Raw genomic sequence first — 24170 nt, forward strand, 5'->3', positions numbered from 1 at the left:
TCTTAATGAAGAGTAAGTTTTAAGTTGATTATTAATGAACACATTCGTTTTTATTGATTATTGAGCTTATTTAAGATTCATTGTAATCTTTCTATGTAACAATAGTCAACTTGGTGTTCATTATTTTAACTTAGAATAATAAGGGGGATACCACATGGATTTTATAAAAACAAATTCCAAACAATATTACCAAGTTTAGTCTTTTTACTTTTTTACTAAAAGGGGATTTTGAAACTAATGAATATTTTAAAAAACAAACTGGTGTTGTTATCACCATTCATAGCTTTGGTAGTCATATTTATTTTTTCACTAACACTTTTTCCTTCTGTCCAACCCCAACCTAAAAATTTGCCGATAGCGATTGTTAACGAAGATCAAGGAGTGCAAATTCCTAATCAACCAAAAATTATTATGGGTCAAACAATCGTTGAAATGATACACAAAAATTCAAAAATAGCTACAGATAAAACCCCTGCCGTTAAATGGGTTGAAGTAAAAAGCACAGAAGGAGTACATAAAGGATTAGGTAATGGAGAATATTACGCAGCAATAATAATTCCAAAAGATTTTAGTGCTAAACAGGCTTCTTTAAGAACTCCAACCCCTTCTTCTCCTGAGGTTGAAATTTTCATTAATCAAGGTATGAATACTATGGCTTCAACAATGGCAGGACAAATGTTGAATGAAATAGTTGACAATATGAACAACAATGTTCGGACACAGCTACTAGATGAACTTGAAAAGAATGGAGCAACATTAACAGCAAAACAAGCTGCAAGTCTTGCAACTCCTATTACAAAAAAGGTCACTAATGTTAATGAAATTGGTACAAATAGCGCAAACGGTAATGCACCTGTTTCCTTATTCCAGCCACTATGGATGGCTAGTCTAGTGGGTGCCGCTATTATCTTTATCGCTGTTAGTAAATTATCGATTTCTAATCACAAAGAGAACTTTGTTGTAAAGATAGTTCAAGTCCTAATGGGAGCAATTGTTAGTCTTCTTGCTGGATTTGGGTTAACTTGGCTGGCAGATGGAATGCTAGGATTACACATTCCAGAATTCATAGATATAGCGTTATTTTTATCAATTACTTCCTTTAGTTTTTTCCTAATGATTTCAGCTGTACTTTCTCTATTGGGACTTAGAGGTATGCCTATCTTTATCTTAATGCTTTTCTTTGGTGCACCATTACTTGCAATGGCTCCGGAAATGATGTCTTCATTTCATAGAGATTGGGTATATTCTTGGTTGCCAATGCGATTTATGGTAGAAGGATTACGTGAAATGTTCTTCTTTGGAAAAGGATTATCTTGGAATTCTCCTGTATCTACCCTTGTTTGGATTGGATTAGTGAGTATTCTAATAATACTTGCTTCTACTTTAAAACTTAATTCAGTACACGAAGAAAAATCTCACTCGAATGCATAAGATTTGGTAATTCAAAAAGCAGCTGTTCTGGCTGCTTTTTGTTTGTCTCTATACTTTCTTTATACGGTGTACCTTATTCTACTGTAGCACCGTTTGTTTAAGTATATTTCTTCACTATGCCTTTTGTGCTTTAACATAGATTTTCATTTTTTTTGCAAATCTTTACTAAACAATCTGGCCCTTTAATTGAATAAGAAAAAATCCTGCCACAAATGAAACCAGCAAGATTTTTATCAATCTTTATTACAAACTACAAAGTTGTTGGGTGCTAAAATGTTATTTACTAAGATACCTTCAAATCACTCATTTCACTGTTCAACTGTAAAAAGGTTATCATAGAAAGTTTTAAATCAATCTTACAAATACTTGAAAAGGGAGTCTTTTCTTAAATTCTTGTTTTTCCTAATAAATATCAACTAAAGAGTCGATTTCATTTAATTTTAAAAGAGATCAATTTTTTTATATTATTGCATTTTCAAAGATGGTTTTTAGTATTTTTGTTGTGCCTCTTTGAACAATTTTTCTTTGTGTTTTGGTATTCCCAAAGGTCTTTTCCTGTATAAATTGTTTTTAAATATACAATCTCCTTTCTGGAACAGGACAATGCATTTAAGCCTATTTACTAAGTCCTCTATCCAAAATAAGCGTTAATCCTTGTATTTAAATCACGCCCACCACATTCAAAAACACTACCACAATCACAACAGGCACCACATACCTCATCAACAAAAACCAAACCGAAAATAAGCCATTTAATCCTTTTGATCCTTGGATAACCTCACTTCTAAGTATGTCCTTTTTCATTTTATAGGAAACGAAAATAGAAATGAGTAATGCGCCTACAGGCATCAGGATGTTGCTGACCAGGAAATCAGCGCTGTCGAATATCGTTTTCCCAAAGATGGTAACGTCCCCTAATACACTATAGGACAAGGCTGAGGGAATGCCGACTAGGAAGATTCCAAGCCCGGTCAACCAGGCCGCTTTACCTCGAGAGCCTCCTTTGTTCTTTGTCAGTGCCGCCACGACAATTTCCAGCATCGAAAATGCAGAAGTAAGGGTAGCAAAAAGAAATAGAGCCAGAAATAGGAATAGGAACACTTTACCGAACATGATCTGGTCAAACACTGAAGGCAATACGATAAACAACAAGCCAGGTCCTTCCGCCGGTTCAAACCCCAAGGAGAAAACAGCCGGGAAAATGGCGAGACCTGCAAGAATGGAGATGAACAGATTCACACCGACAACCGAAACAGCCGGCTGCACTAGGCTCTCTTTTTTTGATAAGTAGGAGCTATAGGTAACCATGACGGATACCCCTACACTTAAGGAAAAGAATGACTGTCCCATCGCAAACAGTACGCTTTCGGCCGTAATGTTTGAAAAATCAGGATATAAAAAGAACGAGACACCATCCATCGCATTGTCGAGGGAAAGCGAGCGAACAATCAACACGATGAATAAAATAAACAACGCAGGCATCATGATTTTATTCATTTTCTCGATGCCGTTTTGCACCCCTTTTGCCACCACTAGAATGGTCAAGAGTAAAAATGCAGCCTGTGCAGCAACTGCCGCGATTGGATTGGATACCGTTGCCGTAAATAGCCCTTCATAACCGCCGGCAAACTGACCTATCATTCCCGTTACCCCATAAAACAAGTATTGGACAATCCAGCCGCCAATCACGCTGTAAAACGACAACAGGATAAAGCAGGTAAACACGCCAAGATACCCGATCCAGTGCCATTTCGAGCCTGGCGCAATTTTCTTGTAGGCAGAAACCGCTTCTTTCCCTGTGCTTCTTCCAATGATAAATTCACCGAGCAAAAGGGGAAAACCAATCAACACGGAAAAAAGTAGAAATAATAGAATAAATGCCCCTCCACCGCTCATACCGGTTACATACGGCAGCTTCCAGATCGCCCCAAGTCCAATTGCAGACCCGGCAGACGCCAATACAAATCCCAACTTCGATGACCATTGCTCCTCTTGCTTCATCACTAATTCCTCCCCAAATTAAAAAACTATAACACAAAAAAGCCGCACGTTTTCCGAAGGGACGTGATCAATTCACGCGGTACCACCCTTCTTGAAAGCATGCGACTTTCCACTCTAAATATAACGGCTAAACACCGCTTTGCCAATTTACGCAGGCAAAGTAAAGCTCCAAGATTGAAATTCCTCTTACCTTTGTACCGGACTTTCACCAAACGCCGGCTCTCTACAACAGGGAGATAAGACTTAATAGATTCTCTTCATAGCTTCATTTCTATATGCTTTTAAAAGTATTAAGTGTGATTATAGTATGGAAGCCTTAAGATAGTCAATGAGAAATTTTAAAAATTTAAAAGTCCCCTATCAATAGCGCTAAACCTTGTTCTGGGATAGCGCTTTTTAATTAAATAGGTATTAACTGTCTGTTCAATAAAAAATGAATTAATTGCAAGACCCTTTTGTATATTTTTGTATGAGAAACTATTTTTATTTAGTAAAATCTATTTTGGAGGTGCTTAAATTGATATTTGATTTAACTCATTAATCTACAAGATGCAGTATCACAAGAAACACCAATAAAGGATTATTTAAGTAAAAAAGAAATACATTTTATATAAGGGTAACAAACTAGATATTTGCGAGGAAACTGATGGTTTTTCCTTGACCGATGCAGAAAAGTATAGAAACCGTGTAATCCGTAAATTTTTCGGAGATTTCCAAATCAACGGATTTTTATGCCATTCAAATGTAGTTTCTTATGGTGGGTATACTAGAGATAGACCCGAAATACTTCTTGATTTAACTCGATTTATATAAGATGCTACAATTGAGAGTCATTGGGTTAAACAAAAAAATAAAGAACATTTTATTATTAAATTTAAGCAACCCCTTAATTATTATAAATATTGGACATTTGAGGTTGAATATGAGGATAGTTATTACGGAATTACGAAAGACAATCTAGATTATTTACCAAATGAAGTAATTGAAATAAAAGTAAAAAGATGGTTGATTCAAAAATCTCTCTATATTTTGAGATATGGAGTATATGAACTATTTTCTTATGTACACCCAAAAGTAAAAATAGAGCCAAACCAGATCATAGAAACTATGTCTGAACAAGAATACATTGATAAGTATAAAGTAGAAGATGGTTATTAATGGGTAATGGACGGATCGCTTATTTATTAATGTTGGTAGTGAATTATTCCAATAAATCTTCGCTAAATACAAGGAGTTACTTAACAATCTTGGCCCGATTGTCGAAGATTGATATCTACATTTTTAATGTATCATTTTGTAGTCTTCTGGTTTACTAATCAAAAATTATATATAAACTTTATCATTTGGAGAATGATATACCCTAGTGATTGGAGGGGAAGGCGCGAAGACGCTCGCAGGCAAGCGAAGCGCCTGGAACGGAAATCAACGGTATATTATACTTTCTATTTCAAAGAAAAACGGAGTGCTTTGTACACTCCGTTCATTCCTTATTAAAATAATTTCTTATATTCTCCATAGCCCTCTTGTTCAAGTTGGCTTATTGGGATAAATCGTAGGGCAGCGGAGTTGATGCAGTATCTTAATCCGCCTTTGTCTACAGGGCCGTCCTCGAAAACGTGACCAAGATGGGAATCTCCCTCTTTACTTCTAACCTCAGTCCGTACCCTTCTGTGACTAACATCCATCTCTTCTTTGATTTGTTCTTTGTTTATCGGCTTTGTAAAGCTTGGCCATCCGCAACCGGCATCATATTTATCAAGGGAAGAAAATAGCGGTTCTCCTGACACGATGTCTACATAAATTCCTTCTTCAGTATGATTCCAGAACTCATTTTTGAAAGGAGGTTCTGTACCGTTATTTTGAGTGACCTCATACTGCATAGGTGTTAGCTTTTGTTTTAAGTCTTCGCCGTTTTCTTTTTTCCAATTCTCTTTAATAAATGCCGCCCTCCCTGATCCTGCTTGATACATCTTATAGCGGAAAGGATTTTTCTTGTAATAATCTTGATGATACTCTTCCGCTGCATAAAACGGTTTAGCAGGAAGTATTTGTGTAACGATTGGATCTTTGAATCTTCCACTTTCATTTAGGGAGTGTTTTGATTTTTCAGCAAGCTGCCTTTGCTCCTCTGAGTGATAAAAGATGGCAGTACGATAGGAATCCCCACGGTCATGGAATTGTCCGCCTGCATCTGTTGGATCGATTTGGCTCCAAAAAACGTCTAGTAATTTTTCATACGGGAATATTTCAGGGTTGAACGTAATTTGTACCGCTTCATAATGGCCTGTCGTCTCCGAACATACCTCTTTATAGGTAGGGTTTTCTTTATGTCCACCTGTGTAACCCGAAACTACTTCTTCTATTCCATCCTGTTCGTCAAAAGGTTTAACCATGCACCAGAAGCAACCACCTGCAAATGTTGCTTTCTCTAAACTGTTTATCATAAAGTACCCACCTTTTTGTAAAATATATTTACGTGAATTATAGCAATATCATAGAGGAATTCCTAATGGAATGCTCATATTACAGAAAGATAATAGGTATGGTAAAATGAGGGGTACATATTTCAGGAGGTTCCATTAATGAGTAAAAAAGTTGAAGTTTATATATTAGCAGGGTTTCTTGGGAGTGGGAAGACTACCCTTTTGACTCAAATGTTGCACCAGGAACAAGCGGAAAATAGAAAAGTGGCGGTGGTAATGAACGAACTTGGCAAGGTCTCCATCGACTCCGATTCCATACCGGATGAAACCCCACTGTCTGAATTATTTGATGGCTGTATATGTTGTACGATACAAGAGAAATTGGAATCTACTATGCAGGGGCTTTTACTTGATAAAGATTTGGATGCCATTTATATAGAGACGACAGGTGCGGCGCATCCAATAGAGGTGCTTGACACGGTTCTTTCTCCTATATTTGCAAACAAGTTTTCTGAAGCTCGCATTATCACCCTTTTAGATGTTTTACGTTGGAAAGATCGAGACAGCTTATCTATTCAAGTAAAACAGTTGATAAGAGAACAAGTGAAGCATGCCGACATGCTTATCTTGAACAAGACGGATTTAGTTAGTGAAGCAGAAGTTTCTAGCATTTTGTTTGAATTGCAATCCATAAATCCTCATGCTTCCACCCTTCTAACCACCTATGCTAAGATTCCTGAAAACAGCTGGAAGAGAACGAAGCAGTTAGAAAAAGGAAGTCATTCTAGTGCACATGTGAAGGATTCCCTACATTTGAAGACGTTTGTGTATCAATTCTCCTCTAAAATAGACTTAGATGAGTTTGAAGACTGGCTCAGAAATCTACCTGACTATGTTTACCGAATTAAAGGGTATCTTTCTTTCGAGCATTCAAACAGTATTTATTTGTTTCAATATTCTTACGGCACTCCACTGTATTTGAAAGAGTTGGTTAAAGTCCCATTAAATCTTGTCATTATTGGAGAAGACTTGGATGTAGAGTTATTAACAAAACAATTACTAACTTTAGAGAATAACAAGCAATAACCGAAAGTGCTGTGCAAATCCTCATGATTTGCACAGCACTTTTCATTTTTATTCATTCATGAATGCCATCAACTTGAATATGTTGATTAGTAGTGAGAATTAAACTGTTTTTGTGAAAAGAGGGATGTCATGATTGTCATAAACGGAGAATCAATTACAGAAAGTACTCTGTCTAATTTAGAAGGGCTCGAAAAGACCATCTTTCAACGCCTACTTAATGATCAAGAGGTATATTCTTATGATTCTATGGAGGAATTAAGATTTGAGATTGCTTTACGGAACAATATTGTCGCAAGTGCCGCATTAATGGCACAGGGTGAAGCACGCTTTGAAACGTTTGCCGGTTCACAAGGCAACCCTGCTTATTGGAATATAACGGAGACTGGCGGCTTTTTAATACGGGAAGATGTCAATCCATCAGATGCCATAACTGATATTCTTGAAAATAGTCAATTTTATGCGTATGAGTGCGCAACAGCCATACTTATCCTTTATTATCACGCGATATTAAATACAATCGGCCCTAAACTTTTTAATGAATACTTTCAAGACTTATTACTATACAGCTGGCATTTTGATTCCGATCTTGTGATGCAGTCCGTCTATACCTTCTATACAATTCCTGGTGATGTTGTCTACTTTAAAAACCCTGATTTCAATCCATTGACCTATTGGTGGAGAGGGGAAAATGCTGTGGTAATGGATGACGACTTGTATTTTGGGCACGGACTCGGACTAAAAGATGCAGCGTATATCATTGAGTTTTTGAATGGAACGAGAAAACCAGATGCAACTAAGCCTGCTTATTTGAGTGATTATGTTGCCCGTCCATCTTTTACACATTTGGCAAAGTTATTCTCCTCTCCAAACAGACGAACTAAACATCAACATCCAGTCATTATCCATCGTAAGAATTCTATTTCCCTTGATCGGTATTTGTTCTACTTGTATCGTTCTTACCTTCCTAATCAATAAAGGCCGGCTCCCACATAGGAGCCAGCCTTTTTCATTTAGAATTTTGAACAAGCCTTAAGATTTCCAAAGCACGATTGCCTTCTTTTTTAAGAAGCTCCTCCCATATCTGATCTCGTCGGCTGTCTAGTTTAATAATATCGTAAGCAAGTTTAAATGAATCAGCATTGTGATACTCCTGCAAGTTTATCTCCTCCCTTTTTCAATTAAATTCGTATATTCCTTTTTCAATTCACTTAATGTGTAGGTGGAAAGAACACTATGATTCATGAAAAACCCCGCATTAACAAGTTTGGTAATATAATACTCTTTTGCATCGCTTATAGCCTTTTTTAAAATTGTTGCCATTCCACTCACCTCTCTTTACGTTAGTTTAATAAACAAACAGGATAGATACCTTATTTTTGTTAGAAGTTTTCACATTGAAATTCAAAACCACTACATTTAATTGTAAGGTTTTCTAACATACGCACAGGAATTACATAAAGAAATGTAATATAATGATTAAAAGAGCTCTAGAATAGGATGTGAATGGCTATGACACAAGAGGATCCATCTTTGAAAGAGAGAAAAGTCATTTCAATCGGCACGGTACGTGACCTTACAGGTTTATCTGAAAGACAGATTAGATATTATGAGGAAAGAAAGTTGATTTTCCCTGCAAGATCAGGTTCTGGCATTCGCAAGTATTCCTTCTCTGATGTAGAACGGCTGATGGAAATCGCCAACCAAATGGAAGAAGGCGTGCAGACTCATGAGATACGTAGAGAGTGGAAAAAGAAAGAAAAAGAAAATGAAAATTGGAAGAAACAAATGTTAAAAGGGCAAATTCAAGCGCATTTCAAACAAAACAGAAGCTAAGCATGATCTTCTCCTTGAAGGAGGGCATCATGCTTTTTTTCCGCATTTGAATTTAATCTTAACGGGAGTATTTGGTTATGCTACCATTAGCACATTAGGATTTATGTGGAGCGTGAAGTATGTTTGAATTATTATTAACCATGTTAGAGCGACTTGGAATCATTGTAACCGTTGCCTTTATCATGACTAGGCTCTCTTTTTTTAGACAGTTAGTCAATCGGCAGCAAATAGATAGAAAACAGCAAGCATACGCTATTCTATTTTTTGGGTTTTTCGGAATTATCGGTACATATACAGGTCTCGCTTTTAGTACGGAAACATTAGGCTTCAACCGTTGGATAACGGAATTGAACGACTCTGAGGCAATTGCCAACTCCCGTGTGATTGGGATAGTGATGGCAGGTCTACTAGGCGGATATAAAGTGGGAATTGGTGCCGGGTTGATAGCAGGTATACACCGAATGAGTCTTGGTGGATTCACTGCTTTTTCATGCGGCTTTTCTGCTATAGTAGCAGGCCTCTTGGCAGGTTATATCCGAAGCAAGTATAAGGGAAAGAGAATTAGTGTTTCTGTAGCTCTTCTAACTGGTGCACTAGCAGAATCCATTCAAATGGGCATTATCCTGCTTAGTTCACAACCATTCTCTAAGGCACTCGCCCTTGTTGAAAGTATAGGACTTCCTATGATTTTAGCTAATGGAGTTGGGTCTGCTCTCTTTTTCCTCATTATCTTATCTGTAATTAACGAAGAGGAAAAAGTCGGGGCAGTACAAGCTCAAAAAGCTTTGTCGTTAGCAGAGAATACGTTGACGCACCTTAGAAAAGGATTATCACTAGAATCTGCGGAAGAAACGTGCAAAATTATTTATCGGGAAGTAAATGCCAGTGCTGTATCCATTACAGATATGGAAAAGATTCTAGCACATGTCGGTCTTGGGGATAATCACCATAAACCACTCTCTCCCATTCAGACTCACAGCACAAAGCAAGTACTGAAATACGGAAATTTGTTGGTAGCAGGAAAAAATGACATACAGTGTCAAGATCCCTCTTGTCCACTCGGAGCTGTAGTTATCGCTCCATTAAAAAAGAGAGAAGAAACAGTTGGCACACTTAAATTTTACTTTTCTTCAGATAAAGAAATAGACAATGTGGTTATCCAGTTAATTACAGGTCTCAGCTCTCTGATGAGCCATCAGTTGGAAATCTCAGAAGCTGAAAATGCATCCAAGCTAGTGAAAGAAGCTGAAATTAAAGCTCTTCAAGCTCAAATCAGCCCCCATTTTCTATTTAACTCACTGAATGTCATTGTTTCTTTAATACGCACAGATCCGAAAAAAGCAAGAAAACTACTGATTTCTCTTTCGCATTTTTTTCGGCAAAATCTGACGGCAACCACTGCAAAATGGACAACCGTCCAAGAGGAACTAAAACATGTACAAGCATACCTTTCTGTTGAGGAAGCACGGTTTTCCGACCGTTTAACAGTCACCTATCATGTTGATGAATCTGCGCTTTCTTATCTTGTTCCCCCTCTGTCCTTACAGCCAATTGTTGAAAATGGGGTGAAACATGGGCTTAAAGATAGGGAGGAAAATGCTCAATTAATCATCGAAATAACAGAACGCGATTCTGATATTTTCATCTCCATAAGCGACAATGGAATAGGCATGACAAGAGACCGGATAAGGGAGCTTGGCCGGGATCAAGTGTCTTCTCCTACTGGTACTGGCGTTGGCCTTTACAATATTAATAAAAGACTTATAATGATGTTTGGCAATCAAGCAAGATTACATTTTCATAGTGAAGCAAGCCTTGGCACTACAGTCTCATTTTCCATTGCCAAAAAATTAAATAAGGATGATAAAACATATGGATAATATTAAAACGATCATAGTGGATGATGAACCCTACAGCCGGGATGAATTAAAACATTTATTACAAGAGCATGATTGTCTGCAAGTGATAGGAGAAGCAGCAACAGGTGAAGAAGCTCTTTTACTCTGTATGCAGCATCAACCAGATGTCGTTTTTTTAGATATCGAAATGCCTAAAATGAACGGCTTGGATGTTGCTAAGCATTTAAAAGAATTAAAAAAATCACCTCTTATTGTTTTTGCCACCGCCTTTCCCAACTTTGCGGTGGACGCTTTCCGCCATGAAGCGGTTGATTATTTACTAAAGCCTTTCGATGAGGACCAATTGTCCCAAACCGTGTGTCGGCTTATCAAACATTTAACTCCAGAAAAGGAAGCTTCTCCACAACCAGGTTCTTCAAAACTTGCAGTGGAACATGAAAATGAAATTTATTATATAGACCCCTTTGATATCCTTTATATTAGCAGAGACGAACGAATTTCAAGAATCCATACAAACACTCGCAATTTCGAGTCAAAGCTAGCTTTGAAGGACTTGGAGGAAAGATTGCAAGACTACCCTTTCTTTCGGATACATAAGAGCTATCTTGTGAATTTGAATAATATAACAAAGCTGACTCCTTGGTTCAATGGTGCATATATGCTAGAACTAACCGGCAGCCCCGAAAAGCTCTCTGTAAGCCGCAACTATGTAAAAGCATTAAGAAAAAAACTTGAACTATAACATGTCAGTAGCCGATACTGACATGTTATTTATGTTTTTACACATCTTAGCCGCTCTACCACCATATGAAAGCCTTTTCATTTATAATGATGATACTCCATAAAGAGAAAGGGGTCTTCATTTTGTATACATTCTTAACAGGTATTGTCTTATTAATAGTAGGTTATTTCATTTACGGTAGATTTGTAGAAAAAGTATTCGGTATAAAAGATGCTAGAGAAACACCCGCTTATTCCAATCAAGATGGTGTTGATTATCTCCCTCTAGGCCAGAATAAAAATTCATTGATTCAATTGCTTAATATAGCAGGTGTTGGTCCCATTTTCGGACCGATTTTAGGTGCTTTATATGGACCTGTGGCATTTTTATGGATCGTTTTGGGTTGTATTTTTGCAGGGGCTGTTCATGATTATCTGACAGGGATGATTTCCATTCGAAATCGTGGTGCCCATTTACCTGAACTAGCAGGGAAATTCCTTGGCAAATTCATGAAACATACTGTCAATGCATTCGCTATCTTGCTTTTACTTTTAGTTGGAACCGTTTTCGTAACGGCTCCTGCTGGATTGATTCATACTTTAGCTGATGGAAGCATTACACTTAGTGTCATCATTTTAGTTATCTTTGTTTATTATATCTTTGCAACGATGTTACCAATTGATAAAGTGATCGGTCGATTATATCCTATTTTCGGAGCACTATTACTGATAAGTGCGTTGGGTGTGGGAATATCGTTAGTTGTAACTGGAGCTCCTATTCCTGAATTAAGTTTTACAAATATGCACCCAGATAATGTGCCTATCTTCCCATTATTGTTTTTAACAATTTCATGTGGAGCACTATCAGGTTTCCATGCAACGCAAACTCCTATAATTTCTAGAACTACTCAAAATGAAAAGCAAGGTCGCAGAATTTTCTATGGCATGATGATTGCAGAAGGTATCATCGCCATGATCTGGGCTGCAGCAGGAATGAGTTTATTCAACGGGTCGGCAGGTTTGAGCGAAATCTTAGCCAATGGTGGACCTGGTGCAGTTGTTAGTGAGGTTTCTATTACCATGCTTGGTGCTATTGGTGGTACAATGGCGGTCATCGGTGTCATTATCCTTCCGATAACATCTGGAGATACTGCTTTCCGAAGTGCTCGTATGATTATTGCCGATTACTTCAATATTTCTCAAAAGAAATTTTTAAGCCGTATCTGGATTGCCGCTCCTTTGTTTGTCATTTCGTTTGTACTGACAAAAATTGATTTTGAATTACTCTGGAGATATTTCTCTTGGGCAAATCAATCAACTGCTGTGATCGCATTATGGGTCGGCGCAATGTATCTATTCATTGCTAGAAAACAGTATTATATTGCGATGATACCAGCAATTTTTATGACGATGGCAACGACTACCTATATTTTAAATGCTCCAATTGGATTCCGTTTACCGATTGAAGCGTCCTATATCGGTGCTGCTATGTTTACTATCATTGTTATCGGGTTGTTCTATGTAAAAGCCATTGCAGTAAGGAAGACAGATTTCGAACTAGATGCAACAGATATCTCAAATAAAGCAGCATAGTTTCACAAACGGTTCTACTTTTGTAGGACCGTTTTTTCTTTAATTTTTGCATAAATGTTTTCACTTCGGAAAAAGTAATAACAAAGGAGGCGGATTTACAATGACATCCCCTTATTTATGTCCAAATTGTAAGACTAACCGCTCACGTTTCAATATTATTGAACAAGTGGCAAAGTCCGTGAAATTGAATCCCCAATCAGGTGAGGTTGTAGAGGAATATACTTCAGGCAATATGGATCCTTTTCATATCCCCTATAAGGGACCTTCTCAAAAAATTCAATGTGCCACATGCGGCAATGTAGATGAAGAAATCACTTTTATCAAACACGCAGAATACCAAAAAGGATAATGGGCTTAACATGCCTGTTATCCTTTTTTCTATGTAAGCATGATTAGTGTTAATATTTCACTTTTTATTGCATATCCATTTAGCATCCGAAATAAATGGAGGTTGTATGTAAATATGGGGCATGACGAGAATTACTTCCTCGCTGGACAATATCAATTGCTTGCTGATTATTACAAATATCTGGATCAGCAAAAACATATCTATTGCTATAATATGCATGTATATCATTTGAAGAAATGGGTGCAAAATACTCAATCAGGCGATCAAAGAACACAGCCTTCAAGCGATAAAGCTCACCTCCGGGTCCTGCATGCATCTCCTGGACTGATGCCGGTAGATATAAAGGTAAACAATAGCCCGGAATGGAGAGATCTCCGTTATACAAATAGCAGCAGTTATATAACCATTCAGCCAACAAACAATCAATTAGAAGTATTTCAAAGTGGAAGAAAGCTAGCTGCCGGTACTCTTGAGGCAACTCCCGGTAAATCCTATACCATTGCAATTGCAGGAATGAAGGATAAATTACAACTAATACCTGTTGAAGATGATTCGTCTGTGCCTCAAAGTGAATCCAAAATGCGCTTTTTGCACCTATCACCGGATGCTGTTTCTGTTGATTTGGCCGTCAAAAAAGGCGATGTGGTTTTTTCTGATATTCCCTATACCGGAATTTCTGATTATCTTGGGCTTACACCTATGACGGTGGATCTTGAAATCAGACTAACCGGTACAAAGGATATTGTCTTGCCCCTTAACAGAGTAAGTCTAAAGCCGGATGTTGCTTATACCGTCGTTGCCGTTGGTCTCGTAAAAGGCTCTCCTACCTTGGAAGCTATTTTTTTAGTGCCTTAACATGTAAAATGCTCAATCAACTTGTGATTGAGCACCATTTTTTATTTCATTAGCACCAAGCAGCACCAACGATGATTAAAAGAATAAACAATACAACGATTAACACGAAAGAGCTTCCGTAACCACCGCCGTATCCTGCTCCTGCTACTTGACCGTAACCGCAACCACACCAACTCATAGCTGTCACCTCCTCTACAAAAGGTACTTATCGAACATTAGTTATTAATAGTGGAGGACTCCCGCACCAACAATCACCAATAAGATAAACAGAACAACTATTAATGCGAATCCTGATCCATAACCAGAACCACCCATGCTCTACACCTCCCCCTCTTTCCTAATACATAATGTATTCAAGCGGGGCGTAATGGTAAAGGCATATGCCCAGTTCCAAAAAAATTGGGTGAATTTTTTTACTAAGCCCTTTGGCGGTGTAGTATCAATTAAATTTTATAAAAAATAAATACCGGGCAGACACCGCCCGGTCAATTTAAACTAGAAAATATTAGGTTTTGTGAATTTACGCTGTTCCTTTCCGCAAATGGCTTCGCTTTCCACGGGACGGTGCCTTGAGCCTCCTCACAACGCTTCAGGGGTCTCAACCTACCGTTACTCCCCCGCTGGAGTCTACGCCATTTGCTCCAAACCACAGCTGAAAATCACATAACCAATACGTTATTGCTTATTCAGTTAACACAGTAAGATTGCTTTTTATAACCCTTCATTTAAATGAAATCAACTGTTTTGCAAAGCAAATTTTAAAGAGCATGGTGATTTTTCACCATGCTCTTTGAGATATTAGTCCTCGACTGGGACTAGCAGTTTGAATTCTATGTCATTGCGTTCGATATCAAATTTTGTGAATTCCACTTTTGTATCACTTTGCAGCTCCAGTTCCTGTAGGGCTACATAGATACTTTGTTCGTTAGGAATAATCTTAACCCACGGGGGTAAAGGGTAATTGTCTCCTACATACTTTAATACCATCGATACAGGCACTTGCAATCTTCCAATTGACATCGAATCTTGTTTCAATACCACATCACCGTTTTCCTGAACTTCCGGAATAAACGTCATCGTCAGGGGTATGTCTCTTTCAAACACGGTCATTTCTCCCCTAAGCTCTACCCTGTCTGTTAAAGCTACCTCATAGTTCAATGGCCGTTTGGTTTCTTTCTCCAAATAATAACGGATAAGTTCGTTTAGGTCTTCTTTATCAGATTGTATGGTAAATGCAACCCTTTTTCTATCATCATCCCTGCCTGATAAATAAAATTTTGAATGCTTCGGTAGCAACACCAAAAAAATGGCTACTCCGGCAATTAATATATTTACCACCAGCAAGCTTATAAAGGCCGTTTTCCAGTTTATTACTTTCTTCACCATAATCCTCTCCACTACTCTTCATCTAATAACTCTTCCATTGAACTGTCTTCATTGAATCGTTTAATTTCATCTACGATATTATCACCTATTAGTTGATACCCTTTTTGATTAGGATGAAACTGATCATCATCAAGTAAGTTCTCTTCTGGATCAATGAAAATGTCCTGAATGGGGACATATGCTGTATTAGGATATTCATCAAGAACAGAAATGGTGGTAGCATTCCAATTAGTTACTACCTCATTCATTTCCTCTATTTCTTGAAAAAATTGATAAAAAGGATTAAATAACCCCACTAAATAAATCCTGCTGGAATCGTTGTGTTTTCTTACCTCACTAAGGACACTGTCCAATCTTTTAGCATATAATTCTTGTTCTTTATCAAACAGTGAAAAGGTTAAATCGAGAAAATTTTCTCGGATTACCTTCATTAAATCGTTTCCTCCGACAGTCATGAAGATTACATCCGCTTCTGCAAGAGCCTCTTGCACTTCTGGATCTTCCAGTCTCTTTAAGAGATGGTTCGTGCGGTTTCCTCTTACTCCAAGGTTAGTGACGCTGACGTTATCGATATATGGTTTGTCTTCATAATGTTGTTTGACAATGGAAGAAAAACCTCCCTGGTTGGACTCGTCACCAACACCTTGCGTCAAAGAATCACCGAAAAAGACCAATTTAAATGACCGGTCAAAAAAATCTTCCGTTACTTCCTCTTTTTCTTCAATATTCATTATTTTGTTCTGGTTCTCCACAGGCTCTTCCTTGAAGAAATCTTTGAAAAGCTTTCTTTCACTTTGGCTTTCTCTTCGCTCTTTCGCTTTTTCCAAAACATAGCTTGAAGAATTTTCTGCAGAACAACTAACCATACTAATTATTATAAGGCCCAGCAAGCCTATTTTCCAAAATTTCACCATGAGGCATTCTCCTTATTTTGTTAAGGATTATTCTGTTTCTTACATTATAAGACAGTACCTTTTTATAACATACTCTAGGGTATTTTTCAAAAGTAAATGTTATGGAGGACAATTAATATGAAGGAAAAAGAAATTCTTGCCTGTAATGAAGAGGTTTCAAAAGAGCTTTTTTCTAAAGAGCTCCATGTAATAGTGACTGATGGAGTGAATGCAAGCAGAGAAGAAGATATGAATATTAATCAAAAGGATCACTCTAAATAAGAAAGAGTGATCCAAATGGGATTATCGTTAACCTTGGTTTTGCAATATTTCTATATGTTCCATTATTTCTTCGTATGGGACATCCAAGCCGTCATAACTTTTAATGATGGTCCCTTCTTGATTAATTAGATAGAAACTGGTGCCGTGGACAACTTCGCCGCCATTCTTTGGTTTAGCCACAATGGTTTTGAAGTTTTCACGACCAAATTCCTCGATTTCTTTTTGAGTATAGCCTGTTAGGAAATGCCATGAAGAAAAGTCTGCCTGAAAGTTTTCACCAAAGTCTTTAAGCACTTCTGGAGTGTCCACTTCCGGGTCAACAGAGAAGGATAGAAATTGTACATCTAAGTTCTCTTCATCCGCCATACGTTGCAATCTCGCCATATTGGCAGTCATTGGTGAACATACAGTTGTACAGTTGGTAAATACCATATTAGCTACCGTAATTTTACCTTTTAGGTTTTCAAGTCCAACCTCTTCATTATTCTGATTTATGTAGTTGAAATCTCCTAGTGCCCAATCGGTTTTATCAGGTATATCTGAATTGCCACTGCAAGCTGCCAAGATGATCGCGCAAAGTCCAATCAGCAATATTCTTGAATTTTTCAACAAGTGCTTCACCTTATTTCATTTTTATTTTCCATTTTCTATTCAAATCGTATCATTTATTAGAGGAAGATAAAAGGAACTCAAAGTGAAATTCATAAAAAAAACATATTTGTTGGGAAGGAGTAAAAGGAATGCAGAGAGAGTCTGAGACATTTAGCATCATTTCCCTCACGTCAACATCCATTATTCTTGTACTTGGAAACTCCATGCTTATTCCCGTTCTGCCTGAAATTCGCCATGACCTACAACTTACACAAGTACAAGCAGGTCTCATTTTGTCCATATTTTCCATTGCAGGCGCCATAACCATCCCGTTCGTTGGCTATCTATCTGATAGATTTTCCCGGAAGGATATTATCCTTGCATCCCTTTTACTTTACGGAATTGGCGGTTTTGTCTCAGGTATAGCATCTGTCATGGAAGGGTCCTATTCTTTCGAGGGGATTATCACTGGGCGTGTTCTTCAAGGAATTGGGTCTGCCGGGACAGCGCCAATTGCAATGGCAATCGTGGCGGACTTGTTTGCAGGAAACAAACAGTTGAAAGTATTAAGTCTCATGGAGACAACCAACAGTTTAGGAAAAGTTCTTTCGCCATTGTTAGGGGCATTTATAGCATTATTTATGTGGCATTATGTTTTTTTCGCCTTCCCGCTGGCATGTGGGATTTTGTTTATTATGTTTTTTCTGTTTGTAAAAAAGGAAAAGTCTTCTTCTGATAAAATGGTTTTTAACAATTATGTCCAACACTTAGCAGGAGTTATGAGAGAAAACAAGTTTTATTTGTTAACAAGCTACAGCGCTGGTGCTCTTTGTCTTTTCTTGCTGTTTGGTCTTCTTTTTTATTCTTCTGATGTTTTGGAAAATACTTTTGAAACACATGGTTTCCTTAATGGGGTCATCCTTTCCTTTCCTCTTCTATTTTTGACCCTTTCCTCCTTCCTTACAGGGAATATAATTGGAAAGTTCAGCAACTACATAAACCGAATTCTCATGGTGAATTTTTTGCTACTGAGCGGTTTTCTACTGGGGATATTGCTTTATGACAGCCTCTGGTGGACCATTTTATTCATATCCCTTATTAGCACATCCATTGGTGTTGTTCTTCCATGCATGAATGCCATCATCACTAATTCTGTAAAAAAAGAAGCAAGAGGATTTGTAACGGCTCTGTACGGGTCGGTCAGATTTGTTGGAATTGCTCTGGGCCCAATTGTATTTGGCTATTTTATGGATTTCTCCATTTCCACTATTTTCATATTATCTTCTTTACTCTGTCTTTTTCAAGCCATTCTATGCTTCTTCTATTTAGACAAGAAAAATAGAAGCGTCTCGGCTCATGACATCCTCAACTGGTTTACGTTATTCCACTTACCGTTTCAAAGAAATAAACAAAGAGGCTGACTTTTATGTCAACCTCTCTCATCTATCTACGTTTCCTGTTCTTTGCTTTTAGCAGCTGATTCATACGATCTTCGGTAGCTTTTGTTTCTTTAGGCATTTGTTCCGTTTCTTTTCGTGGTTTAAAGTCTTTTATTTCTTCGACTTTCGGCTCTTCCCTTTTAGAAATCTGACTAGTTTTAAGTGGAGCTTTATTTCTTTTAACTACAGGTGCTGTCCATTTTCTCTGTGATTTATCTTTTTCCTTTTTCACCTTACCTTTATTCCAGATGGCAAGTGATATCAAGCCAAACCTTCTAATAAAGATTTCTATAATGAATAAGAAAAAAGCAAGAATGATAAATGGTAACCACACTGTTTGAGATTGGTAAACATTTTTATGATAAGGACGGAAGACATCTTTGGGGTCTTCCAATACCATACCATTTTGATTACCAGTAATACTTTCAAGCAACTCCAAATTTACCGGCCTTTGTTCAAATTCTGTGGAAAAAGGTACTACCATTCCGCTAGTAAAAGTTGAGACCGTTTCCCCTTCTACTTCTTGTGTAATATTGAGGAAGTAAATATCGGGTATGGCTGAAAATTCCACTTCGTACTGGCCAGGACCCACCATTTTACTTTTAGCGTCCTCTATAATCTGCCCCTTATTGTTTGATACAGATATAGAAACGGGAGTCAATATATCCTCTATCGCTTCCACTTTCACTGAAGCTCTGCCTCCATCAACAGAGGTAGTGATGTCATAAGCTCCTTGCTCATAAGATGGCAAAGACCACGTCATCATCTCGTTCCAAAAAGCCGTCCATTTTTCCCATGATGGAAAACCTCCACTCCAAGATCCCGAAACATCCGAGGTCCAAGCGATGGTTCTCCCAAGGCCGTAATTCATTCGAGCAAGGATGGGATCCTCTTTTTCACTTGATATGATCTGTTCAGCCCTGGACTTGAGAGTAGTCGCAATATAAGTATTAAGAAACGGTGTCCCGGTTTCAAACCTTTTCGACCAATCATAACCTGCATATACAGTCGGTACATGTGGATTGTCTTCAATATATGTTTTGGTAGTAAGGGCGGTTTCTCTTGAGAGGATACTTGGCACTGCGCTTGCTTCATATACTTCGTAAAATCTTCCTGTCCCTATCTCAGCAAGCTCTTCTAACAAGGAAGTATCTGCATCTCCACCGATCGCTACTGTGGATAATGTTACATTATTGGTTAAACCCTCTTCGATAATTTCTTCATAAGGACCATCATTTGATTGACCATCCGTTAATAAAATAATATGCTTTCGTTTAAGGTCCATCTCATTCAATTGCTCATAAGCCTGGTTAAGGGCTGGGAAAATATCTGTTCCACCACCCAACGCTGTCGAACGAATGGATTCAATTACCCCTTCTTTATCCTTGATCGGTTCTGTTTCTACTACTGTCCAAGGCTCTGTATCAAAGGCAATAAAGCCAAATGTGTCCTCTTCTTTTAACAGTTCCACAGAACGTGCTGCAGCTTCTTTCGCTAAATCAAATTTTTCTCCCATCATACTTCCTGAACGGTCCAGTACAATGATCAAACCAAGTGAAGGAATCTCCTTTTTACCTTTTACATCCATATCCACAGGAAGAATCTTCTCTATCGGGGTTTGAAAATATCCACCAAGCCCATAGGATTCATTGCCTCCAGTCATCGTGAAGCCTACACCAAAATCCCTGACGGCTGTTTCAATGAGCTCCATCTGATTGCCACTTAAGAGGTGACCAGATACATTATGAAAAATAATACTTTCATAAGCCAGGAAACCGCTTAGTGTCGTAGGTAAAAGGCTTGGATGAATGCGATCTATATTCCATCCACTTGCATCTAAAGCACGGAAAACATTATCTCCCTCACCCTCTTGGTCTACCATAAGCACTTTAGGTTGCCCAGAAACCTGTGTTAAAGAGTGTGATATATTGTTTTCTACAATTTTATCAGCTACTGGAAAAATTTCCGCTTTAAATGTATATAGTCCGGGATCTGTTAATGGAATGGCGTAGGAATAATTATTAGATCCCTTAGCCACTACAATCTCTTCTTTTATAATGGTTTCATTATTCTGGGTAATATGCAACGTGGCTGTTGTGTCCACATTGGCCACTAACCCGATCTGGAAAGGCACTGCTTCCCCTTCAAAGCTTGATTGTGGCGTGTGAAAGGATTGAAGCGACACATCTTCCACATACGGTGATTGGAAAGCCATTGCATCCATTTCTATATTTCTGCCTGAATAAAAGGTGGATTGTCTGGCACTGTTCCCGTTTGTTTCCACACCATCAGTCATTAAAACTATTCGGCCTTTACGATCTTCCGGGATGTAATTTGCAGCAAATTCCATCGCGTCTTCTAGATTCGTAAACTGAGAACTGTCATTTACAGAAAGCTGTTGAATCGTCTCTTGTTGATCGGTAAAGGATCGTTCAAGTTTTGGCTTTTCTGAAAATGTAACAATGCTATAACTATCCTCTTCTTTCTTTTGCTTAATCGCCTCATTAATGGAGGAAAGGATTTCCCCTTCCATTCTTTTTACACTATCGGACTGATCTACAAGAAATACCGTGTGTGTTCCTTTTACAGAGGAAAGAAAAGATGGCATACATAGCCCAAGTATAAGTAACAAATAGATGATGCTACGCAAGGAGATGATGACATACTCCTTTTTTCGCTTCTTTTTCTTTTGACGCCAGAACAAAACAAGACTGATTAGTACCGGGATAATAAATAAAAGCATGAGAGGGTGTTCAATTTGAAATTCCACGTCTGTAAACCTCCCATTCTACCAAAAGTACGACAAGAGCAAGCATTAAAAACAAATAAGAAATGTTATTACTGGTTGTTGTCTCCTCTCCTTGATCGACAGAGGAAACTGCGGAAACGGTAAAGCTCTCTTCTGTCTGAATCGACTTTTCTGCATCTTCTAACATAATAGTAAAAATCCTGGATTCCTCTTTTTGGTCCTTTGTCTCTTTAAGCGTATACAAGCCGGGTGTTAGTGGTAGGGCAATGGGCTGTTCGAAAGTTAAGTAAGATAAGACCACCTTATCATCGCTGTCGAGGATTTCCGCTTTTTTTACATCAGAAGCTGGAAAATAATCCATCGTCTGACCAGGATAAAAATACCCCAACATTCCCCTGTTCTGTGTTAATTCCTGAATAGAATGGAACATGAACAAAGGGAAACCCGGATGGAGCGGCCAATCACTCGAGCCAAGCTCAAATGTTACCACAATTATTGGATGTCCTTCGTATGTTCCCGAAAGAATCAAAGGCGTTTCTCCGCGCCTTGCAACTACATCTAATGAGGAAAATTCTTCTGCAGTAAAGGCCTTTTCCACATAAACTTTTTCCATTTCCACTGATTGCATCAGCGGGTCTGCCATACTTCCCGAAACTTCACCTGAGAGTTCCATTTCTTTTTCCCCATCTTCTCCTGATAGGAAAACTAGCTTAGGACCAGACGGCCAGTCGCTTCTAGGAATGCCTTTTATGAGGTGAACACCATCAAATTTATTTTCTTCCGCTGAATCTGAAGAAAGATGGATGACATTGGTGCTTGCAACCTCAACGGCCTTTCTTGCAAATGGATGTATTTCTTTATGAACGTAGACTGTAGGGTCCTGTTGCTGCCCGAGGAAAGCGAATTGTTCATTGTCTAACCTATATTGCTCATCTCCGCTCACGACAGCTTTATACAATGTTGCAGGTGGCAGTTCTTCAAGAAAAATAGTCTTCACTTTGTTACCTTCCACCGCCTCAGAAACTTGTTGTAAGACTTCCTCCTCCTCATTAAATATTGATAAGTTTAGCTCCTTCGAATCGTTTCCTTCATTTTTTACGGTAACTACTCCAACTACTTTGCTTTCACGCATGGTTACCCCAAATGCTTCCACTGCTAAGTTCTGGTGGGAATCACCTAAATTATGTGCAAAAAAGGTTGTGTTCTGGTGAAGCTCCAAGGATTCTTCTTTGGAAAAGTTGTCGGATAAAAGTTGTATGTTCCCGTTATCTTCCCCTAAAAGACTTTTAGCCATATTGATGGAATCTATTAAGTTTGCTGAAGCGTATGAAGGTCCTAACTTTTCCACCAGTTCCGCTATTTCTTTTTGCGACTGTGATCTCTCTATTAGAATTTCAGGAGTCTCTTTAGCCACTATTACAGTCATTTCTTGCTGATCCACTTTATCAAGTGTTTGCACCATTTTCTCCTTGGCCAAATCCAGACGGGATTTTTCCCCTTCGAGTGCTGTCATGGATGCGGATGTATCCACAATGAAAATGATATGGTCTCCCTCTATGCCATCTTTCTCAAAGTAGGGCTGTGCCAAAGTGAAAATAAGAAACAACAGAGCTAATAGCTGAAGGTATAATAGCAGATGGTGCTGCAGCTTTCTCCACCATGCTTGTGCTTCAAATTCGTTCATCCACTCCTGCCACAATAAGACAGAAGGAATTGCTTTTTTTTCATACTGTTTTCGAAAGAAATACATCAAGATAACTAATAGTAAAAATGCACTGAACAAAAAATATATTGGTGCTGTAAAACCCATCCCCATCACCTAATCCAACCTTTAGAGGTCATCCTTTTAAATAAAATATCTTCCACTTTCTCTCCTGTGTGGCACATAAGGTAGGAGATACCCCTTTCAAAACAAAAACCCTCGAGCATCTCCATTCTTTTTTGCATTTTTTCTTTATAATTCTTTCTAGTAAAATCAGAAACTGTCACATTAACTTCCTGATTGGTTTCACTGTCAATCAGCATAAAGTCCCCATCAAAACTTGGGCTTACCTCATCCTCTTCCAAAACTTGCAACAAATAAATTTGCTGTCGATTTGCTTGAATTATTTTCAATGTGTGGATGACCGAGTCAAGCGGTTCCAATAAGTCACTGATGACAATAGATACACTGCTTTTCCTTTGAACATGGTTTAAAGCCGCCTCAGAAAATAGCAGGGATGACTCCTTAGCTTTTATCTCCTCTACATATTGAAGCATCTGATGGAGATGACCTTTTCCTTTGCGATATAAATAAGGCGCCTGCTCCCCATGGACATCCATGATAGATATACGATCATCCTGACTGAGCCCAATATAGGCAAATGAGGCTGTGAGTGTTTTGGCTAGCTTCCATTTGGCGGGAGAACTAGCCATGGAATTTGTACAATCAAGGTAAATGGTAGCAGATAGCTCTTGCTCATCCAGATATCTTTTAATATAGTGTTTTTGCGTACGTGCAAAGATATTCCAGTCCACTTGCCTAAGGTCGTCTCCCTGCTCATACATGCGATAATCGGAGAAATCATGTGACGCTCCGAACCTTGTCGACTTCCTTGTTCCTTTATGCCAGCTTCTTTTGAGCTTGCCTGCTTGAAGTGTATGGGCCTGTAATTGCTTTGTTATCATAGAATTCAACATC

General features: G+C 38.3%; 23 protein-coding genes and 1 other annotated feature. Of the genes, 11 read left to right on the forward strand and 12 right to left on the reverse strand.

Features of this window, described 5'->3' with window-relative positions; genetic code table 11:
* Window positions 1–243: 243 nt before the first annotated feature.
* The gene (locus tag LG307_RS12100; protein WP_404450443.1) at window positions 244–1431 is read left to right on the forward strand and encodes a YhgE/Pip domain-containing protein; all 1188 of its coding nucleotides are present in this window, start codon (window positions 244–246) and stop codon (window positions 1429–1431) included.
* 660 nt (window positions 1432–2091) lie between these two features.
* Here LG307_RS12100 and LG307_RS12105 read toward each other — a convergent pair.
* Window positions 2092–3432, reverse strand: a complete 1341-nt coding sequence (locus LG307_RS12105) for a sodium-dependent transporter (RefSeq protein ID WP_404442149.1) — start codon at window positions 3430–3432, stop codon at window positions 2092–2094.
* Between the two features lie 54 nt (window positions 3433–3486).
* Window positions 3487–3702 (reverse strand) — a binding site (T-box leader).
* A gap of 1220 nt (window positions 3703–4922) precedes the next feature.
* Window positions 4923–5876, reverse strand: coding sequence for a peptide-methionine (S)-S-oxide reductase MsrA (gene msrA / locus LG307_RS12110; RefSeq protein ID WP_404442152.1), 954 nt, complete (start codon window positions 5874–5876; stop codon window positions 4923–4925).
* A gap of 138 nt (window positions 5877–6014) precedes the next feature.
* Between msrA and LG307_RS12115 the strand changes: the two genes are divergently transcribed.
* Window positions 6015–6941 carry a CobW family GTP-binding protein gene (locus LG307_RS12115; RefSeq protein WP_404442154.1) on the forward strand — a complete coding sequence of 309 codons (927 nt, stop codon included), beginning with the start codon at window positions 6015–6017 and terminating at the stop codon, window positions 6939–6941.
* Between the two features lie 129 nt (window positions 6942–7070).
* Window positions 7071–7916 (forward strand): protein-glutamine gamma-glutamyltransferase, encoded by an 846-nt coding sequence (locus LG307_RS12120; protein WP_404442157.1) that lies wholly within the window; start codon window positions 7071–7073, stop codon window positions 7914–7916.
* 31 nt (window positions 7917–7947) lie between these two features.
* On the opposite strand, the gene LG307_RS12125 is transcribed toward LG307_RS12120, so the two are convergent.
* Entirely contained in the window at window positions 7948–8097 is a 150-nt protein-coding gene (locus tag LG307_RS12125) for a hypothetical protein (RefSeq protein WP_404442158.1), read from the reverse strand.
* Between the two features lie 2 nt (window positions 8098–8099).
* Entirely contained in the window at window positions 8100–8261 is a 162-nt protein-coding gene (locus LG307_RS12130) for a Fur-regulated basic protein FbpA (RefSeq protein WP_404442161.1), read from the reverse strand.
* A gap of 189 nt (window positions 8262–8450) precedes the next feature.
* On the opposite strand from LG307_RS12130, the gene LG307_RS12135 reads away from it, so the two are divergent.
* From LG307_RS12135 to LG307_RS12160, 6 genes are all read left to right on the forward strand, one after another.
* Window positions 8451–8774: a MerR family transcriptional regulator gene (locus LG307_RS12135; RefSeq protein WP_063560791.1), complete on the forward strand. Its 324-nt coding sequence runs from the start codon at window positions 8451–8453 to the stop codon at window positions 8772–8774.
* Window positions 8775–8893: 119 nt separating this feature from the next.
* Complete coding sequence (locus LG307_RS12140) at window positions 8894–10654, forward strand: LytS/YhcK type 5TM receptor domain-containing protein (RefSeq protein ID WP_404442164.1); 1761 nt, start codon at window positions 8894–8896, stop codon at window positions 10652–10654.
* On the forward strand, window positions 10647–11375 hold the full coding sequence (locus LG307_RS12145) for a LytR/AlgR family response regulator transcription factor (RefSeq protein ID WP_404442166.1): 729 nt from the start codon (window positions 10647–10649) through the stop codon (window positions 11373–11375). Before LG307_RS12140 ends, LG307_RS12145 begins: the two co-directional genes overlap by 8 nt.
* A 122-nt stretch (window positions 11376–11497) precedes the next feature.
* Window positions 11498–12946: a carbon starvation protein A gene (locus LG307_RS12150; protein ID WP_404442169.1), complete on the forward strand. Its 1449-nt coding sequence runs from the start codon at window positions 11498–11500 to the stop codon at window positions 12944–12946.
* A 100-nt stretch (window positions 12947–13046) separates the two neighbouring features.
* Entirely contained in the window at window positions 13047–13295 is a 249-nt protein-coding gene (locus tag LG307_RS12155) for a DNA alkylation repair protein (protein ID WP_404442171.1), read from the forward strand.
* Between the two features lie 114 nt (window positions 13296–13409).
* Window positions 13410–14150 (forward strand): DUF4397 domain-containing protein, encoded by a 741-nt coding sequence (locus LG307_RS12160; RefSeq protein WP_404442174.1) that lies wholly within the window; start codon window positions 13410–13412, stop codon window positions 14148–14150.
* Window positions 14151–14199: 49 nt separating this feature from the next.
* Here LG307_RS12160 and LG307_RS12165 read toward each other — a convergent pair whose 3' ends face one another.
* The 4 genes from LG307_RS12165 to LG307_RS12180 form a co-directional block, all read right to left on the reverse strand.
* The gene (locus LG307_RS12165) at window positions 14200–14328 is read right to left on the reverse strand and encodes a YjcZ family sporulation protein (RefSeq protein WP_010193870.1); all 129 of its coding nucleotides are present in this window, start codon (window positions 14326–14328) and stop codon (window positions 14200–14202) included.
* A 44-nt stretch (window positions 14329–14372) separates the two neighbouring features.
* Window positions 14373–14465, reverse strand: a complete 93-nt coding sequence (locus tag LG307_RS12170) for a YjcZ family sporulation protein (RefSeq protein ID WP_010193868.1) — start codon at window positions 14463–14465, stop codon at window positions 14373–14375.
* Window positions 14466–14948: 483 nt separating this feature from the next.
* Window positions 14949–15536: a YpmS family protein gene (locus LG307_RS12175; protein WP_404442177.1), complete on the reverse strand. Its 588-nt coding sequence runs from the start codon at window positions 15534–15536 to the stop codon at window positions 14949–14951.
* An 11-nt stretch (window positions 15537–15547) separates the two neighbouring features.
* Window positions 15548–16450 carry an SGNH/GDSL hydrolase family protein gene (locus LG307_RS12180; protein ID WP_404442180.1) on the reverse strand — a complete coding sequence of 301 codons (903 nt, stop codon included), beginning with the start codon at window positions 16448–16450 and terminating at the stop codon, window positions 15548–15550.
* A 117-nt stretch (window positions 16451–16567) separates the two neighbouring features.
* Between LG307_RS12180 and LG307_RS12185 the strand changes: the two genes are divergently transcribed.
* Window positions 16568–16711, forward strand: coding sequence for a hypothetical protein (locus LG307_RS12185; RefSeq protein WP_404442183.1), 144 nt, complete (start codon window positions 16568–16570; stop codon window positions 16709–16711).
* A 27-nt stretch (window positions 16712–16738) separates the two neighbouring features.
* Here LG307_RS12185 and LG307_RS12190 read toward each other — a convergent pair whose 3' ends face one another.
* Window positions 16739–17320: an SCO family protein gene (locus LG307_RS12190; RefSeq protein ID WP_404442185.1), complete on the reverse strand. Its 582-nt coding sequence runs from the start codon at window positions 17318–17320 to the stop codon at window positions 16739–16741.
* Between the two features lie 131 nt (window positions 17321–17451).
* Here LG307_RS12190 and LG307_RS12195 point away from each other — a divergent pair, with 131 nt between their 5' ends.
* A complete protein-coding gene (locus LG307_RS12195; protein ID WP_404442187.1) occupies window positions 17452–18723 on the forward strand; it encodes an MFS transporter in 1272 nt (423 codons plus the stop codon).
* A 22-nt stretch (window positions 18724–18745) separates the two neighbouring features.
* Here the strand turns inward: LG307_RS12195 and LG307_RS12200 are convergent, their stop codons facing one another.
* Genes LG307_RS12200 through LG307_RS12210 form a run of 3 tightly spaced genes read right to left on the reverse strand, consistent with a single transcriptional unit; the run spans window position 18746 to window position 24169 of the window.
* Entirely contained in the window at window positions 18746–21511 is a 2766-nt protein-coding gene (locus LG307_RS12200; RefSeq protein WP_404442190.1) for a VWA domain-containing protein, read from the reverse strand.
* Complete coding sequence (locus LG307_RS12205) at window positions 21495–23300, reverse strand: VWA domain-containing protein (RefSeq protein WP_404442193.1); 1806 nt, start codon at window positions 23298–23300, stop codon at window positions 21495–21497. The genes LG307_RS12200 and LG307_RS12205 overlap by 17 nt, the downstream gene beginning before the upstream one ends.
* Window positions 23301–23305: 5 nt before the next feature.
* Window positions 23306–24169, reverse strand: coding sequence for a DUF58 domain-containing protein (locus LG307_RS12210; RefSeq protein WP_404442196.1), 864 nt, complete (start codon window positions 24167–24169; stop codon window positions 23306–23308).
* Between the last annotated feature and the right edge of the window lies 1 nt (window position 24170).

The sequence above is a fragment of the Sutcliffiella horikoshii genome (assembly GCF_044809035.1).
In the GTDB taxonomy this organism is placed as follows: Bacteria; Bacillota; Bacilli; order Bacillales; family Bacillaceae_I; genus Sutcliffiella_A; species Sutcliffiella_A horikoshii_G.

Coding starts and splice junctions, on each gene's coding strand:
- LG307_RS12175 (WP_404442177.1), bottom strand. CDS start 15,536: ATGGTGAAGAAAGTAATAAACTGGAAAACGGCCTTTATAAGCTTGCTG.
- LG307_RS12135 (WP_063560791.1), top strand. CDS start 8,451: ATGACACAAGAGGATCCATCTTTGAAAGAGAGAAAAGTCATTTCAATC.
- LG307_RS12195 (WP_404442187.1), top strand. CDS start 17,452: ATGCAGAGAGAGTCTGAGACATTTAGCATCATTTCCCTCACGTCAACA.
- LG307_RS12145 (WP_404442166.1), top strand. CDS start 10,647: ATGGATAATATTAAAACGATCATAGTGGATGATGAACCCTACAGCCGG.
- LG307_RS12185 (WP_404442183.1), top strand. CDS start 16,568: ATGAAGGAAAAAGAAATTCTTGCCTGTAATGAAGAGGTTTCAAAAGAG.
- LG307_RS12210 (WP_404442196.1), bottom strand. CDS start 24,169: ATGTTGAATTCTATGATAACAAAGCAATTACAGGCCCATACACTTCAA.
- LG307_RS12105 (WP_404442149.1), bottom strand. CDS start 3,432: ATGAAGCAAGAGGAGCAATGGTCATCGAAGTTGGGATTTGTATTGGCG.
- LG307_RS12115 (WP_404442154.1), top strand. CDS start 6,015: ATGAGTAAAAAAGTTGAAGTTTATATATTAGCAGGGTTTCTTGGGAGT.
- LG307_RS12205 (WP_404442193.1), bottom strand. CDS start 23,300: ATGGGTTTTACAGCACCAATATATTTTTTGTTCAGTGCATTTTTACTA.
- LG307_RS12160 (WP_404442174.1), top strand. CDS start 13,410: ATGGGGCATGACGAGAATTACTTCCTCGCTGGACAATATCAATTGCTT.
- LG307_RS12130 (WP_404442161.1), bottom strand. CDS start 8,261: ATGGCAACAATTTTAAAAAAGGCTATAAGCGATGCAAAAGAGTATTAT.
- msrA (WP_404442152.1), bottom strand. CDS start 5,876: ATGATAAACAGTTTAGAGAAAGCAACATTTGCAGGTGGTTGCTTCTGG.
- LG307_RS12165 (WP_010193870.1), bottom strand. CDS start 14,328: ATGAGTTGGTGTGGTTGCGGTTACGGTCAAGTAGCAGGAGCAGGATAC.
- LG307_RS12170 (WP_010193868.1), bottom strand. CDS start 14,465: ATGGGTGGTTCTGGTTATGGATCAGGATTCGCATTAATAGTTGTTCTG.
- LG307_RS12140 (WP_404442164.1), top strand. CDS start 8,894: ATGTTTGAATTATTATTAACCATGTTAGAGCGACTTGGAATCATTGTA.
- LG307_RS12180 (WP_404442180.1), bottom strand. CDS start 16,450: ATGGTGAAATTTTGGAAAATAGGCTTGCTGGGCCTTATAATAATTAGT.
- LG307_RS12120 (WP_404442157.1), top strand. CDS start 7,071: ATGATTGTCATAAACGGAGAATCAATTACAGAAAGTACTCTGTCTAAT.
- LG307_RS12155 (WP_404442171.1), top strand. CDS start 13,047: ATGACATCCCCTTATTTATGTCCAAATTGTAAGACTAACCGCTCACGT.